Below are 15,941 nucleotides of genomic sequence, written 5' to 3'. Positions count from 1 at the left end.
TCGGCGTAGCAGTAGGTGTCGGTGAAGCAGCAGGCGTTGGTGAAGCAGTCGGTATCGGTGTAACAGTCGGAGTCGGCGTAGCAGTCGGTGTTGGTGTAACAGTCGGAGTCGGTGAAGCAGTCGGAGTCGGCGTAGCAGTAGGTGTTGGTGTCGGTGTAGTGCCAATGGTGTCAGAAACGGTCACGTTGTCGAACATCGTAATAGTTTTAAAGGTAACGAGCCCTGCTGCACCTTTTTTTAATTTGGAATCGGAAGCTGAGAGCTCCAGCGTATCATTTACATACATGTTGATGGTATTTTCGCTCATTTCGAGTTTTACATTATACCAAACTCCTGTTTGCAGAGCGTAAGGTTTGCTGGTCAAAGTTGTAGTAGATCCAGAAACCTTCTTTCTGATTTCCAGCATGCCATCATTATTATTATACAAAGAAGCTGCATAAAAATTATTTCCATCTATGTATCTGCCCGCAACATAAGTTCTGTTTGAGCCATTAAAATCAACAACTTTTACATCCGCTTCCACAGTGTAATCGCTCCAGGCTGGATCACCTGCAGAAGTACGTCCTTCTTTTGTGGCAGACTGGTAATATACGCTGTTGCCTTCGTCCTCAACAATAGTCCAATTCCCACTAGTGGACGTCCATAGATTATCGCCCTCTTCAAAGCGGTCTTGGAAGAAGGTAGAAGCACTTGCCGGATACACAATAAAAAGAGAAAAGAGCAGGGTAATGCACATAATAACACTAGCATTTTTCTTGAATGATTTTAGCAAACTCATTGTAATCCTCCTTATGTATTTATAAATTTATATTAATATAAATACATATATCGGAAATAAATATAAGTAATAATATGATTATAAAGTCCTTTTTTTAATTAGTGCTATAATAGCTTTTTGGGTATTCAACGATGAATTCTGATCTATACGAACTAGGAGTGATAGACTTGAGCGTAATCCGAATGGAGAACGTAACTAAGAAATATGAGAATACATTGATCTTTCGAGATATTTATTTTCGTGTGAGCAAGGGCGAACGTATTGGCTTAATCGGACGAAATGGAGCAGGTAAATCTACTGTTTTTAAGCTAATCATGGGAAAAGAGGAGCCAACGGCAGGAAAAGTAGAATTAGATCCCAATGTGAAGATCAGCTACTTCTCTCAATTTTCGGAGCTTTCCGGGTCTTTGTCTGTACAACAAGAGTTAGAACTTTGCTTCGAAGAGGTAGCACGCATTGAACAGGAGCTTAACCAAATAGGAGAACAGCTTGGGCAGGTGTCGGATGATGTCCAGATGAATGCACTTTTAGAGCGCCAAGCTGAGCTTTTTGAACAAATGGAGCATTTGGATGGCTGGAATGTATCTGTGGAAATCAATACGGTGCTGACTAAATTAGGATTCGATGAGAGATCGCGGCATCAACCTGTAGAGGAGTTATCCGGAGGCTGGAGGAACCGCGCGGCACTGGCTAAAGTCTTAATTGAAGCGCCCGATGTTGTATTGCTCGATGAGCCTACTAATTTTTTGGATATGGAAGGGATCGTATGGTTGGAGCAGTGGCTGCACCGTTTCAATGGGGCGATGCTTCTGGTTTCTCATGATCGGCAATTTATTGACAGAGTGGTCACGCGGACGATAGAAATCGAGAACTATCATTTTCAGGAATATGAAGGCAATTATACCGATTACGTTCGTAAAAAGAAGATGCGTAAAAAAGTGCTCGATCGGCAATTTGAGTGGGAAGAAGAACTTCTCCTTATGGAGTCCGAGGCCATTGAAAACCGTGGTAGTAAGAAGTCTTCTAAGGACCGTCTATCCCGTAAGCTAACGGATATGAAAAAACGAGTGGAACCTCATCCAGTTAACGTATTAATCACTGATATTTATAGTAATTTACGTTTTCCTGACAAGCTGGGGGAAGTGAAGCGGATTGGACAAAGTTATGATGGCCGCTCCATTTTCCAGAACATTAGCTTCGATATTCAAAAGGAAGACCGGATAGCTATCGTAGGTCCGAACGGCAGCGGAAAATCGACACTAATCAAAGTACTGACTGGACAAGAAGCACCGGAATCGGGGGAAGTGACTTGGGAACGCGGGGGCGGTTATGCGTACTTTAATCAGATGTGGGATGAGCTGGATCATAAAGATACCGTCAGCCATGCCGTAAATGTTTATGGACTGGGACTGGACGCACCGCGGAAGAAGGTGAATAAATTTCTAGCGATGCTGCAATTCTCGGAAATGGATCTGAGTAAAACGATTGGCAGCCTTTCAGGCGGACAGCAGGCCAGAGTGGCTTTAGCGAAATGCCTTCTCTCCGGAGCTGCTGTCATTATTTTAGATGAGCCCACTAACCATTTGGATTTAACCAGTATTCAGGTGATGGAGCAGGCGTTGATTCATTTTCCTGGCGCTGTAGTAACAGTTAGTCATGATCGGTTTTTTATTGATAAAATAGCGACGAAAATGCTCACCTTTGATCCTGAATTAGGCATTACTGAGCAAAATGTCTAGGATTACACGGGAAGTCGGATGATCACTGTCGTTCCTTCACCTACGTAACTGGAAATTTCAATTCCATATTTTTCGCCAAAATGAAATTGAATGCGATCATGAACATTTTTAATGCCAATATGTTCTTCATCTAAGGTATCTGAGGGTTGAGAGAGACGGAAACGCAGCTGCTTAAGTTTCTCTTCCTCGATGCCAATGCCGTTATCTTTAACGATAATCAGCATATCCTCCCCCGATATCACCGAGGATACCTCAAGCAGACCTGGTTCACTGCGGCTTTCTAGGCCATGTACGATAGCATTCTCTACGATGGGCTGCAAGGAGAAGTGCATGACCTTAACGATCTCGCATTGCGGATCTAGCTGCTCCATGTACTGTAATTTATCCCCAAAACGCAACTGCTGAATCTTCACATATAGCCGGACATGCTCAAGTTCTTCGCGCAGGGTAACGGTGATTTTCCCAGTCTGGATATGAATCCGAAACAATCTGCCCACGATCCCCACCATCTCGCCAATCTCTCTTTGTCCATTGATGATGGCTTTCATTTGAATAGATTCAAGGACATTTGCCAGAAAATGCGGATTGATTTGGCTTTTGAGCGCACCATACTGGGCTACTTTTTGTTGAGCCTTGGCCATCGAAGATCGCTCAATATAGTTTTGCAAATCCTTAACCATCTTACGAATTCCATTATATAGAACCCCAAATTCATCTTGACGATTACTGTACAAATCCACATCGAAATTCCCCATCCCCACCAGCTTCACCTTCCGGCTTAACAGAATAATAGGTTTGGTTACGCGTTCAGAGAGGATATACATAAATAAGAGTGCAGTGACAAGCGATAAGAGCGCCAAGGTTAAAATGATTTTGCCAAGAAAAGAAGCCTGCTTAGTCATCTCTTTTTCATCAATATATTGAATGACCTTCCAGTTGGAGTAAGGAGAGGTAACAAAATTAATGTACGAATCCTTGTCATCAAAAGTACCATATAAGCTCCCGGCGTCATTGTTCATAAAAGTGTTAAGCGCCTGTTTGTCGATAGGGACTGGCTCTAAAGGACTCGTCTCCAATGAATCTGAGCTGTAAACGTTGCCCCCCTTATCGTCTAAAATAATAAATTTCCGCTTGCTATTCTCGGACAGCTTTAAGATTTCCCGTAATGAATCCAGCCGGATATCGATTAACATGACACCTAAGGGCTGCTTGCTTCCTTTTTTATTAATGACTCTGGCGATGGAGATGACGGATTGTTTGGAATTGGTGCGATAGAAGGGGAGATGACTTCCAAACAGGATTACGCCCCCCTTTTTTTGCTGCGTCTGTAAATACCAATCCTCTTGGGTGTAGTCCTTCACATCATAATCCGCACGATTGAAATTGGCGGAGTAGAATACACGTGACCCCGCGAAAATCTGCACACTGTCGACATTTTTAATCGTCATTTCAATCCCGCTGATGAACTGTTCAATCGTGTTTCCATACTGAATACTTAGATCATTCCCGATATTATCTTTGTTGATAGTCCAATGCTCGAGAGCGGTTTGTAATTGACTATCTACCTGGGCATTAAGGGTCCCTTTTTCAATACTTTGCAGATACTGGTCGATGTTGAAAGAAAGATTATTAAGGATGAGATTAGAGCTGCTTTGATATTCATTTTTGACGGCTTGATTTGAAAAAATATAGATAATCGCGGATATAATCAGCAAAGGAATAGTAATGGTCAGGATCATCAGCACAAAAATCTGCCGATTGACATGCCGCATCCGATAGCGTTTTTTTGGCTGGTTTATTTGCATCATTTTGCTTACCACCCCGATTGTTTTCTATAGTCTGATGGGGTCATGTTGGTGAAGAGCCGGAACGTTTTAACGAAATGCTTATAGCTCTTGTAACCACACATTGTGCAGACATCGGTCACTAGAATTTCCGGTTTTTTTAAGCATTCCTGCGCGTATTCCATACGGATTTCGGTTACAAATCGCATATAGTTCTTATCGAGTTTTCTTTTGAACAGACGGCTTAAATAAGAAGGGTTATAGAAAAAGCGATCCGCTACCATTTGTAGAGTAATATCTTGATCAATATTAGCTCTAATGAAGGATTTAATATGTTCAAAGATAATCACATCCTGCTGATGGTTATCCGTCAGACCTTCGGTATATATGTTCCCCAGATGAACCATCCAATTCCCCAGCCACTCGAACATGACCTCAAGGGAGTGAAAATCCTCAACAAAAGTAAGGTTTAATAGTTTATCGCTGTACACACCATCCCTATGAATGTGGTTTTTATTAGCGAAGCGGATAATGACACTTATGATTTCTTGTACATACGCAAGCCATAGATCAGGTGAAGGGAAATCTGCTTTATGCAAAATATCTTGTGCCAATCGTTGCATTAATTGTAGAATTTCTTGTTTATTGGCATTTTCGATGCAGGAGATTATTCGTTTCTTATCGTTGTCATCTAGTTGGATAAGCATTGGTTTAGTAGCTGTGGCGCCTGCCTTTATGGAAGAGATATGGAATATATTCTGTTCATTCTGATAGAAGCGTTGATATAACAGCTTTTCAGACTCGTGAAGTAATGAAGTGATTTGAGACAGTTCGTTCGTCACTGTACCTATGGCAAGATAAAGGGCAAGATGACGTTCTAACGTAAGCTTGTTCAAATGCTGATCGAGTTCAGTAAGTACTTGGGTCTCAAAAGGGACAATGCTCGTTGCAGTCTGTGATCCCATGACTATTAGCCCGTAGAGTTTGGATTTAGCAGCATATGTAAAAATAGATCGTGGCAGACTCGCCGGGAGATAGGCCTCCGTTGCAAGATGTATGAACTTAGTCGCCTGTTCTCGCATCCACCTTGTGGATGGTGAAGGTGTTTCTCTGATAGGGAAACCTGCCAAAACAAAAGGGAGATACAGATAATGTTTACTTTTAAAATTACATAATTCAGCGATCAAATTAGTGTCAATTGCAGGTTGTTCTTCTTCGAGTAGTAGCTTTATAAGTTGTGAGCCTTCCAGAGTAGAACGTATCCTTTGTTCTTGTTGTTTAAGTTGCAGCTTGTTCATGCATTCTTGAATCACGGTTAGGCTTTCTTCATATTCCAGAGGTTTGAGCAAAAAAGCATGCACACTCCCAAGTTTAATGGCTCGTTGAGCGTATTCGAAATCATTAAATCCTGTCAAAATAATAAACAAAGTATCAGGAAGGAATTGGCGAAGCTCTTCTATCATCTGAAGACCATCCATTTCGGGCATGCGAATATCAGTGATCACTAAATCTGGCTGCTCACGTAGTGCGGTAGCGACGCCTTCTTTTCCATTCTCCGCTTCAACAATACTCTGAACACCAAGCTCCTGCCACGAAAAGTAATGTTTTAATCCCGTCCGTATTAACGGTTCATCCTCTACAATCATAAGCTTGTACATGAAATCCCTCCGGAAGACTAGATTTATAGTGGATTTTTCAACAACGATATCATCAAATGTAAGTTATAAGCTAAAAATTAAAATAATTATAGGTGAAATATGTAATGTATTATAACATTGAAGAGGGGCTGAAAGAAGGTATAGGTCAGAATACGACCCTAAATGTAAAAGGAGTGGGATTCTCCTGAATTTATAATTGATTTATGATTAGCGCAAGGAATGAGAAAGCATTCTATTCCACAAAAATAATAGGGGGTAGCACATGAGAGCAATGAAAAAAGGGCTAATGAGCATTGTTGGTGTCGCACTTTTAGGTACACAGTTAGTTGCATGCGGAAATACGAATACAGCGAATTCCGCTAATGAACCAAGTAATAATACTGATAAGAGTGAGCCCGCGGCCACTGAGACTGCTGCTAAACCAGTAGAAATAACATGGTGGAATTTTCCGAGCTTTCAAGCTTTAGATGGTGAAGTTGGCAAATATGAGAAGGAAATCATTGCAGCTTTTAATGAGAAGAATCCGGAAATTAAAGTCAACCTTGAGATGATCACCTTTGAAGGCGGCCCTGAAAAACTGAATGTGGCAATTGCTTCGAATACCGCACCTGATGTAATTTATGATGCTCCTGGACGGATTATTGACTGGGGTAAAAAGGACTTATTAGCACCTCTTAATGATATGGTGACCGATGAAGTGAAAAATGATATTTCGGAAGCCTTTTGGAAACAGTCTAGTGTTGGCGAAGAGATCTTTATGTATCCGATCAATACAGCTCCTTTTATGATGGCGGTAAACAAGACCGTTTTTGAGAAGATTGGCGCGCTAGATTTGCTTCCTCTGGATAAGGAAGACCGAACTTGGACGTTTGAAGAATATAAGAAAGCGCTGGAAGCTGTTAAAGAAAAAGCACCTGATGTTATTCCTACCGGATTCTTCGCGAAGAGCCAGGCTGGAGATCAAGGAACTCGTGCATATCTTGCTAACTTAGGTGTATCCAGATTTCTAAATGAAGATAATTCCGCAGTCGCTATCAATACTGATAATGCTGCAAAAGCGTTGGATTGGATCGTTCAAGCTACAAAAGATAAACTTAGCGTTTCTGGTGCGGCTTCCCTTGCGGCTGCTGACGTGAACGACTTATTTTTACAAGGGAAATTAGCCTTTACACTCAACTATTCTGCAGTACTTAAAGCTCAGAACGTATCTAAAAAAATGGTTGAATTCGAAGATGTTCTGCTTCCATTCCCTACTTTAGATGGATCGGAACCTAAGCTTGAACCTTACCTCGGCGGTATGGCTGTATTCAATAATGGTGATGAAGCTAAGATTGCAGCTTCTAAGAAGCTGATTGATTTTATTGCTAATGATCCTGTATGGGGGAAGAAAAACTTGATTCAAACAGGTGGTTTGTCTGTTCGTAATTCGATTACAGGCCTCTATGATGATGCAGAGTACAAATACGCTGAGTATGCTCGTAAATTCACAACAGATGCACCTACCATTGCCGATGGATATGCTGATATTCGTACCTTCTGGTTCCCTGAATTACAACGTGCTTTAACTGGAGGAGCAACCGGTAAAGAAGCTTTGGACAGCTTTGCTGCAAAAGCAAACGAAGCGATTACGAAAGCAAAGGCTGCAATGAAATAAAAAAAGTGAATGGTGTCCAAAAGAATAGAGTGCGGGAAGCACTCTTTTCTTTTTAAATCATCGAAGAAATGGGGAAGGACTGTGGGGACAACGGTTCGCAAAATAAAAGGTTATGTGATTCGTGACTGGATGATGAGTTATCTCTTTTTAGTGCCGGCATTTGGGTTTTTCCTGCTTTTTGTAGCTTATCCGATGGTGAAAGGGGTCTATATTAGTTTCTTTGATTACTCCTTGAGAGATTTCAGCTTTATTGGCCTCGATAATTATATCTCCTTAATAAAAGATGATAACTTCAGGAAGTCGATGGGAAATACATTATTGCTTGTACTCATCACCGTACCCATCGTTATTATTTTCTCGTTATTTATCTCTATGAATATTTATAAGAAAAAAGAGTTTGCCAGATCGTTTTTCCGCGGAGTGTTCTATTTGCCGGCTGTATCCTCGGTCGTAAGCATCACAGTCGTTTGGGGCTGGATCTATCATCCGAACTATGGGATTCTAAATTATTTGACCAGCTTTTTGGGAATGGAGCCTATATCCTGGTTAGGAGATACGAGGACTGCACTGCTTGCTATTATTGTGGTTCTGATAACGACCTCTGTAGGGCAGCCGATCATTTTATATGTGGCATCTATTGGGAACATTCCTACTTCTTACATAGAAGCAGCTGAGATTGATCGAGCGACGCCTTGGCAGATTTTCCGGAAAATATTATGGCCAATGCTAATGCCAACGAACTTATATATTATCGTGATTACCACGATCAACACCTTTCAATGTTTTGCACTAATTCAGTTGCTCACCTCGGGTGGACCTGTGTATAGCACATCGACTGTTATGTATGGCGTTTACGAACAAGCCTTTATGCTCGGTCATTTTGGATATGCCTCGGCGATGGGTGTCATCCTTGCGATTGTGATCGGGATCATTTCTATCATTCAATTCAAATACTTTGGCAGTGATGTTGAGTATTAAGGAGGGGACATCATGAATTCTACGAATCCGTTAGAACTGAGAGCACCTATTGGCCAATCTAAGAAAGTAAGCAAATGGAAAAAAGAATTGACGATTCCAAAAATATTAGCGACCATCCTGTTGATTCTAGCAACGTTGTTTTTTATCTTCCCTTTTTATTGGGTGGTTTCAGGGGCATTTAAGCTTCAGACTGTGGCAACAACGATCCCCCCGGAATGGTTTCCGGCTAAGCCGACTCTGCAAAACTGGACCGAGTTATTTAAGAATCCCGTTGAGCGCTGGATGTTTAACAGTTTCATCATTGCTTTTTGTGAAATGGCAGCGATTTGTATCGTTTCTTCCTGTGCTGGATATGTGCTAGCCAAAAAGTCTTTTCCTGGCCGAGGCATTATCTTTACGATGTTTGTTGCCGCTATGGCATTGCCTAAGCAAGTTATTCTTGTCCCGCTGTTTACGATGCTTGCAGATTTTGGGTGGGTCAACACGTATAAAGGGCTTATTTTACCGGCGATTGGCTGGCCATTTGGAGTCTTCCTAATGAAGCAGTTCGCGCAGACGATTCCAGGAGAATTAATTGAAGCAGCCAAAATAGATGGCAGCTCTGAAATTCGTTTGTTCGGAACCATCATTTTACCTTTGTTAAAGCCTGCAATAGGGGCACTGGCAATCTTTACTTTCATCACTTCTTGGAATGATTATTTCAGTCAGCTGATCATGACCAGATCGACTTCAATGATGACATTACCACTTGGGGTAGCGACTCTTCGGGGTGAATTCACAACAAACTATGGATTGCTTATGGCGGGTGCTGCGTTAGCCTCTATTCCTATGATTGCAATTTTTCTAATGTTCCAAAAAGCCTTTACCCAAGGGATTACTATGGGGGCTGTAAAAGGCTAGTTATTCTTATAACAACGAAAATTAATAGTAATGAATTAAACGATGGAGGCTGTAATTTATGAAATCATATGATCTTGAATCCTTTAAAGGCATTATTATTGCTATGTACTCCAGTTATGATGCTGAGGGGGAAATCGATAAAGAAGCAGCCCGAAAATTAGCTCGTCAGTATGCTTCTACGGGAGTAAAAGGTCTTTATATTGGCGGAAGCTCTGGCGAAGGTATGCTGCAATCTGTAGAAGAACGCAAACAAATGCTCGAGGCAGTTATAGCAGAGGTTGGAAAAGAGCTTACAATCATTGCTCACGTGGGTGCTCCATCTACAAGAGACAGTGTTGAACTAGCTATCCATGCTGAGAAAGTTGGCGCACATGCCGTATCGGCTGTTCCTGCGATCTATTATCGTCTGTCTCCGGACAGTGTTGAAAGTCATTGGCAGGCAATTATTAATAGTACAGCGCTTCCATTTATTATCTATCACATCCCGCAAACTACAGGCTTTCAATTATCGAAAAGCTTGCTGATTAAGATGGCAGCTCAGGATAAAGTGATCGGGGTGAAAATTTCGGCGGAGAGCACGTTTGAGCTTCAGCAATTTAAAGCCGCAGGCGGGAAGGATTTTCTAGTCTTAAATGGACCTGATGAGCAGTATTTGGCGGGCCGCAGTATTGGGGCAGATGGCGGGATTGGTGGAACTTATGGGGTGATGCCAGAGTTATTCCTAAAAGTGGAACAATGTTATGTGCAAGGAGAGATGGCTGAGGCGCAGAAATGGCAGTTTATCATCAATGATCTCATTGTTGAATTGCTATCCTTTCCTTCATTATATGGTGCGTGTAAAGCGATCCTTAGTGTGCGCGGATTTGAAACAGGTCAGCCAAGAATGCCGCTTTTACCGATTAAGGATTCCGATCAGGAGCGGGTGGAAGCTCTGAACAATAGAATATTAGATTATATTCTTGAAGCGAAAGGATAGGGTTAATAATGACTCGAATAAGTGATATCTTTCCGGTGAAAGGTCTGATTGTTTCCTGTCAGGCACTTGAGCATGAGCCGCTTCATGGTGGGGATACAATGGCTAAAATGGCAAGAGCAGCGGTTCAATCAGGAGCTATAGGAATCCGGACAAATGGTGTTCCAGATATTGTAGCTATCAAAAAAGAAGTAAATGTACCGGTCATTGGACTTATTAAACGGGATATTCCCGGATCAGCCATATTTATAACACCAACCTTAGATGAAGTGAAGGCGATTGTTTCTGCAAAAGCAGAGATTGTTGCGCTTGATGTAACGAATCGGGAAGAACGCTTAGAGTCAGTAAAGCCATTAATAGAATATGCACATCTGAGAGGTGTGCTGGTTATGGCGGATATTTCGACATTTGAGGAAGGGCTTGCCGCTGAGAAATTAGGTGTGGATTTCATCGGTACCACGCTTTCAGGCTACACCCCATACAGTACACAGCAGGAAGGACCGGACCTTGTCTTAATTCAACAATTAAGCAAATTAGTGAACATTCCTGTTGTTGCGGAAGGACGGATATGGACACCGGAAGACGCAGCAAAAGCTAAGAATGCGGGGGCATCCTATGTTGTTGTAGGAAGTGCAATTACTAGGCCGCAATTGATCACTTCGAGATATGTTAAGGCCGTGAGCAATTTCAATGACTGACGGAGGTGAGTCCGCGATGGAAGGGTATGATCCTCATATAGAATATGCGATCGGAGTAGATATTGGCGGCACGAAAATTAATGCCGGACTCGTCTCTTCACAAGGGGACGTTTTACATACTGTAAGCCTAAGCACATTGGCTGGACAGACGAAAACAATGGATCGTATTATACTAGCAATTCGGACATTAATGGATGAAATAACAGCACAACAAGCGGGAATTCAGCTCCAAGGAATTGGCGTAGGATCGGCAGGGCAAATGGATTGGGAGGCGGGGCGTATCCGCTCCGCTTCGGAGCTTATCCCTGGCTATGCTGGCACAGCTTTGAAGGAGTTGCTTCAAACACAATTTCAACTTCCAGTAATCGTTGATAATGACGTGAATGTATTAGCAATAACAGAGAAATATTTAGGTTCAGGCAAAGAGGTAAAAGATTTTATCTGTCTTGCCCTTGGTACGGGCGTGGGTGGAGCGATAGTCGTAGACGGCCATCTTGTCCACGGTTCTTGGGGTGGGGCTGGAGAGTTAGGCCATATGTCCGTAGATTTCAAAGGGCCTGCATGCGTTTGTGGTGGAACAGGCTGCTTAGAGCAGTATGCTTCAGGCACAAGTATCGCACGTCGCATGCGCGACAAGCTTTTATTACATAACCAGTCCCCAGAGAATGTAGACTCACGGGAAGTGATAGCGAGATGGCGGGCAGGTGACTCTCTGGCTACAGCGTTAATGGAAGACACGATTGCTGCGCTCGGATCCGCGATTGCTTCATTAATCCATATTTTTAACCCTAAAGTCATCGTCATTGGCGGTGGAGTTGCTGAAGCAGGCGAACTTTTGTTTGAAGGCATTAGAAGGGAAGTAAAGGGCAGAGTAATGCCATCGATGCTGGAAAATGTTCGTATTGAAGCAGCCTATCATGGTAATTTATGTGGAATGATCGGTGCGGGGCTGCAGATGTGGGAGTATAGTCCCGATAAAGTAAAGAGAGCAGAGTTATAAGGGGCTATTCACCATCTATCTGTATAGAAAATCACGGGGAGCAATACGTAGAAGCGAGTTTAATTGTACATCGTACAACTATATTTCTCGAATCCCTCCAGCCGATGGGTATAAGTGTATTTTGTACAGCTATTTTCTTGATTTACAGCCTTAGTGGTGGCTTCTCGTGTTTTTAGTTGTAGAAAATGCAACTAAAGTCAAAATGATTGCATTCGCCTACGAAATAACTGTATAGAATACATTTATTCTATTTCTCAGATTCCCCTGAGTGCGGTAAAAACAATTGAACCATTGAAGATTGATTAGTGTTTTGGGATTGGTTAAATTTTTAAATAATTTAGTTAGAACCACATGTGAATAATACTCCATGTGGTTTCTTTTATTAGTTATAGCCCGCCCCAGTACCCACTGCCGAATAAACCTTTCGTTCAACCATCAACACATCTAATCCATGTTATGGGAAGCAGTTTTTCGCTTTTTACGTTGAATTTATGATGATGATTCATTAATGTGAGCATATCACACGATATCGCTACGACGAATTCAATGTGTCCAAAGACTCGGGGAAATTCGACCTTAACTGGTCCGGCTCGGATAACTTGTTTGACCAAACCAGCCTAGCAAGATTTTAATTAGGCTTAAGGGATACAAATTTTCCAGTTTGTATCCCTTAACTTATATAACAAAGGATGGGAAAATTATGGTCGATTATAATAACAACGAAGGAATAGGCGGTTTTCAACAAGGCAGCTATCGTCCATTAGCCATTCATCCCATTGAGGCGAATTGGACCAGACAATCCCGATTCAGAGCTCCAACATCGCTTTCAGTTTTGAAGCGAGTTGTTGACTCGGGGCGGCCGGATTTTTCATATGGATTAAGCTCGTTTACAGTGAATGAACAAAGGAGAGCCATTTTGGCTGTGGGGCAGGGTGATTTCGAGCTTAATCATCAATACGGCAAACTGTTTCGGGTTTGCTTTGAATCTGACACTGTGGAGCTGCTATTGGAGACTAAGGCATCCCTTATATCTCCCCTGCTGATCAGCCCAGCCTCCATTTTAGTTGCGACCAATAGCATTCGAGATAATCAGCTCATTTCGGTTGACGAAAACGGCCAGATAAATTGGAAGACTGCAGTGGATGGTGTACCGTATGGCAGGCCGGTGGTAAACAGCGAAGGGTATATTTACCTGTGTACATATGAAGATGAGTCACAAATTATTGGGAGACTCTATGCTTTTGATGCGGATGGAACCATAAGATGGGTTTACAAGTGCTCGTCCATATTTTGGTGCGATCCGGTTATTTCCCGTGAAGAAATCATATATATTGGTCAAAATGTGAATTCCAAACTTTATGCTTTTAGTCCTGATGGAGAGTTGTTGTGGGAGAAACCGATGGGTCAAGGAGAAGGGCACCGTCCCCCTGTCATAGATCAGGATGGGGTTATGTATGGGTGTCTTTCTAGCCAGTTATATGCCATTGCTCCGGATGGCGAAGTGAAATGGATATACCAACCGGAGGAAAGCTACGTTGACACCAGCCCTTCCCTGGGCGCAGACGGTAATTTACACGTAAATTTGACCGGCGGGGAATTCATTTGTTTAACGCGAAACGGTGAACAGCTATGGAGAGCGGAAACTAAAGGTTTTGCAATAACTCAGCCAATTCTCGGCCGATGCGGCAACGTTATTCAAAGTCGCTTAATGGATAACTCGATTGAAAGCTACTCCGTTGTTGATATTTTTTTCCAAAAAGGAGTGCATTTAGCAGAGACCGCAATCAAAGGTTCCATTCATTCGGTGATTTTGGCAAATGATGAAGTGATTTACGTCCTGTCCTCCTATTGGACGGCTAAGATGGAGCCTAAATGGGAACTTCATTTGCAAATCTCCATCGGGCAGTCCCAAGGTTGGACAACAGTACTGGGGGAGAAATTCAACTGGGAAACGATTGGTGAAAGCGCCAGATCTTTGTCTAACTTGAAGGAGCTGAAGCAAAGCGAACTTCAATCCGATATTATTGAGCAAAAGAATATTCTTACTGAAAGATCAGATGAGGAATTGTTGACTTCACTTCAGCACGCAGATACTAGTGAAGCGGATATAAGGTGGTACTTGACGGAGAATACGCTGGGGATAAGTGTGCAGATTTCTCATGCTATCGGAGATCATGCTGAGTTTGAAATCAAGTATGACAAACTGAAGTTTAAGCTGAACACTTTTCTTTTTTCAGAAATAATAGAGCCTATCAAATTCCCTTGATTTAATAGAATAATTTACCGATAATGTTAATGGGGGAACCCAGAATCAAATCCGTCATGAAGCAGGAGGCACTATCGGACAATGATGACTTTAATGAACATGGTGCGGGGAACGGAGAACGATCTTCCTGCTAAAGAGATGATTAAGTATTGGAATCATGAGCCTGGAACCTTAAAGATGGTAAGGGCCAGCAGCAATTTTATTTATACCTTTCAGTGGAATGGTAACCGCTTTTATTTAAGGTTTACTCATGAAGAGGATAATTCTCCAGACAATATCCAGGCAGAGCTGGATTTTATGATGTATTTATTAGAACAAGGTTATGAGACTGTCTCTCCAGTGCGTTCTAAGTCTGGCAATTGGATTGAAACGTTGTTAACGGATCACGGGCGATACCACGGGGTAGTTTTTGAACAGGCCCAGGGTGAATATGTTTCACTTGATGAGATGAAGGAACCTCATTTTTATCAATGGGGCCAATCGCTTGCACGTCTGCATAATTTTTCGGAAACCTATGCACCGAGCACACCTTATCGCAAAAGCTGGGTCGATTCATTGAATTTTATTTATTCCGTATTGAGCAGGCATCCTGAGGAGCATAAGGCGCTTAAGGAATATGAGCGGATTGAAGCTTGGCTATCAGAGCTTCCTTTTGGAGTAGGGCATACTGGGCTCGTACATTATGATTTTGAGATGGATAATATCTTTTATATGCAAGAAGAATCCCGCTACAGTGCCATCGATTTTGATGACTCTATGTATCACTGGTTTGCGATGGATATTACATCGGCGTTAAGAGACCTGACGGAATCGGATGATAATGAGAGTAGAAGAAACATTGACCATTTTATTAATGGATATAGATCGGTTAAGCAGCTAGATGATGAGTATATGAAGTTGATACCTGAATTTCAAAGATTTGCAGACTTATACAGTTTTGCTAGATTACTTCGGTGTATGGAGAATACGGATGATTCTATTTTCCCGGATTGGGCGAAACAGCTTAAACTGAAATTAGAAAGAGTTTGTGACCGATTACGAACCGGCTTTCAAGCACATATAGTGCTGAAGGATATCACTGAAAAAAACTGGTACGCTTGTACTCAATTAGAAGTATCGGATGAGCAAAAGGCTATTTTTCCTGTACCAGTGGTCTATTGGTTAGCAGAAGCAGCTTATTGTGGTATGACCCCGCTCGCTTTATACGCAGATGAAGAATTGGTAGGTTTCTCTGTGTATAGCGTAGATCCTGAGGATGGAAGTTATTGGATTATGGCTTTTATGATTGACCAGAAATATCAGAACAGGGGTTTAGGCAGAACGGGTATGGATACCTTAATTCGTTATATTAAAGCAGAACATCATTGTGACAAAATCGTTATTGGCCATCGGATCGAAAACGAACGTGCTACGAATTTATATACATCACTCGGGTTCGTTGAAGTCAGTAGGGACGAGTTTGAAGTTATACGAGGGTTGGTAGTGTAAAAAGGGAAAAGCCGCCAAGGGTTTG

11 protein-coding genes and 1 pseudogene are annotated in these 15,941 nt (G+C 42.1%); 9 read left to right on the top strand and 3 right to left on the bottom strand.

Features of this window, described 5'->3' with window-relative positions; all coding sequences use genetic code 11:
* Positions 1-184: 184 nt before the first annotated feature.
* Positions 185-736, bottom strand: a pseudogene (locus tag MHI15_RS30800) (LamG-like jellyroll fold domain-containing protein); the annotation flags it as partial.
* Positions 737-945: 209 nt separating this feature from the next.
* Between MHI15_RS30800 and MHI15_RS24105 the strand changes: the two are divergent.
* A complete protein-coding gene (locus tag MHI15_RS24105; protein WP_341164964.1) occupies positions 946-2,517 on the top strand; it encodes an ABC-F family ATP-binding cassette domain-containing protein in 1,572 nt (523 codons plus the stop codon).
* Between the two features lie 2 nt (positions 2,518-2,519).
* Here MHI15_RS24105 and MHI15_RS24100 read toward each other — a convergent pair whose 3' ends face one another.
* Both MHI15_RS24100 and MHI15_RS24095 read right to left on the bottom strand, forming a co-directional pair.
* Positions 2,520-4,325, bottom strand: coding sequence for a cache domain-containing sensor histidine kinase (locus tag MHI15_RS24100; protein ID WP_076304193.1), 1,806 nt, complete (start codon positions 4,323-4,325; stop codon positions 2,520-2,522).
* A gap of 5 nt (positions 4,326-4,330) precedes the next feature.
* Entirely contained in the window at positions 4,331-5,959 is a 1,629-nt protein-coding gene (locus MHI15_RS24095) for a response regulator transcription factor (protein WP_340394135.1), read from the bottom strand.
* Between the two features lie 262 nt (positions 5,960-6,221).
* Here MHI15_RS24095 and MHI15_RS24090 point away from each other — a divergent pair, with 262 nt between their 5' ends.
* The 8 genes from MHI15_RS24090 (at position 6,222) to MHI15_RS24055 (ending at position 15,916) form a co-directional block, all read left to right on the top strand.
* Positions 6,222-7,613, top strand: coding sequence for an ABC transporter substrate-binding protein (locus MHI15_RS24090; protein WP_076183515.1), 1,392 nt, complete (start codon positions 6,222-6,224; stop codon positions 7,611-7,613).
* Positions 7,614-7,694: 81 nt separating this feature from the next.
* Complete coding sequence (locus tag MHI15_RS24085; protein WP_428323518.1) at positions 7,695-8,591, top strand: carbohydrate ABC transporter permease; 897 nt, start codon at positions 7,695-7,697, stop codon at positions 8,589-8,591.
* A gap of 12 nt (positions 8,592-8,603) precedes the next feature.
* Positions 8,604-9,491 (top strand): carbohydrate ABC transporter permease, encoded by an 888-nt coding sequence (locus MHI15_RS24080; protein ID WP_051491452.1) that lies wholly within the window; start codon positions 8,604-8,606, stop codon positions 9,489-9,491.
* A gap of 58 nt (positions 9,492-9,549) precedes the next feature.
* Entirely contained in the window at positions 9,550-10,467 is a 918-nt protein-coding gene (locus MHI15_RS24075) for a dihydrodipicolinate synthase family protein (RefSeq protein ID WP_076304195.1), read from the top strand.
* Between the two features lie 8 nt (positions 10,468-10,475).
* Positions 10,476-11,162, top strand: coding sequence for an N-acetylmannosamine-6-phosphate 2-epimerase (locus MHI15_RS24070; protein WP_038570497.1), 687 nt, complete (start codon positions 10,476-10,478; stop codon positions 11,160-11,162).
* 16 nt (positions 11,163-11,178) lie between these two features.
* The gene (locus MHI15_RS24065; RefSeq protein WP_339248450.1) at positions 11,179-12,162 is read left to right on the top strand and encodes an ROK family protein; all 984 of its coding nucleotides are present in this window, start codon (positions 11,179-11,181) and stop codon (positions 12,160-12,162) included.
* A 700-nt stretch (positions 12,163-12,862) separates the two neighbouring features.
* Complete coding sequence (locus MHI15_RS24060) at positions 12,863-14,428, top strand: outer membrane protein assembly factor BamB family protein (RefSeq protein ID WP_341164963.1); 1,566 nt, start codon at positions 12,863-12,865, stop codon at positions 14,426-14,428.
* An 81-nt stretch (positions 14,429-14,509) separates the two neighbouring features.
* The gene (locus tag MHI15_RS24055) at positions 14,510-15,916 is read left to right on the top strand and encodes a GNAT family N-acetyltransferase (protein ID WP_081391841.1); all 1,407 of its coding nucleotides are present in this window, start codon (positions 14,510-14,512) and stop codon (positions 15,914-15,916) included.
* The last annotated feature ends 25 nt before the right edge of the window (positions 15,917-15,941 follow it).

Origin of the sequence: Paenibacillus sp. FSL H7-0918 (assembly GCF_038007025.1) — a bacterium.
Classification (GTDB): domain Bacteria; phylum Bacillota; class Bacilli; order Paenibacillales; family Paenibacillaceae; genus Paenibacillus_AQ; species Paenibacillus_AQ odorifer.
The sequence above is the reverse complement of the archived record's forward strand: the minus strand, read 5'-3'. Positions and strand labels throughout refer to the sequence as shown.

Bases quoted from the DNA above. Each gene is read 5' to 3' on its own strand.
- MHI15_RS24095 (WP_340394135.1), bottom strand. From the start codon at position 5,959: ATGTACAAGCTTATGATTGTAGAGGATGAACCGTTAATACGGACGGGA.
- MHI15_RS24080 (WP_051491452.1), top strand. From the start codon at position 8,604: ATGAATTCTACGAATCCGTTAGAACTGAGAGCACCTATTGGCCAATCT.
- MHI15_RS24070 (WP_038570497.1), top strand. From the start codon at position 10,476: ATGACTCGAATAAGTGATATCTTTCCGGTGAAAGGTCTGATTGTTTCC.
- MHI15_RS24075 (WP_076304195.1), top strand. From the start codon at position 9,550: ATGAAATCATATGATCTTGAATCCTTTAAAGGCATTATTATTGCTATG.
- MHI15_RS24100 (WP_076304193.1), bottom strand. From the start codon at position 4,325: ATGATGCAAATAAACCAGCCAAAAAAACGCTATCGGATGCGGCATGTC.
- MHI15_RS24065 (WP_339248450.1), top strand. From the start codon at position 11,179: ATGGAAGGGTATGATCCTCATATAGAATATGCGATCGGAGTAGATATT.
- MHI15_RS24055 (WP_081391841.1), top strand. From the start codon at position 14,510: ATGATGACTTTAATGAACATGGTGCGGGGAACGGAGAACGATCTTCCT.
- MHI15_RS24060 (WP_341164963.1), top strand. From the start codon at position 12,863: ATGGTCGATTATAATAACAACGAAGGAATAGGCGGTTTTCAACAAGGC.
- MHI15_RS24090 (WP_076183515.1), top strand. From the start codon at position 6,222: ATGAGAGCAATGAAAAAAGGGCTAATGAGCATTGTTGGTGTCGCACTT.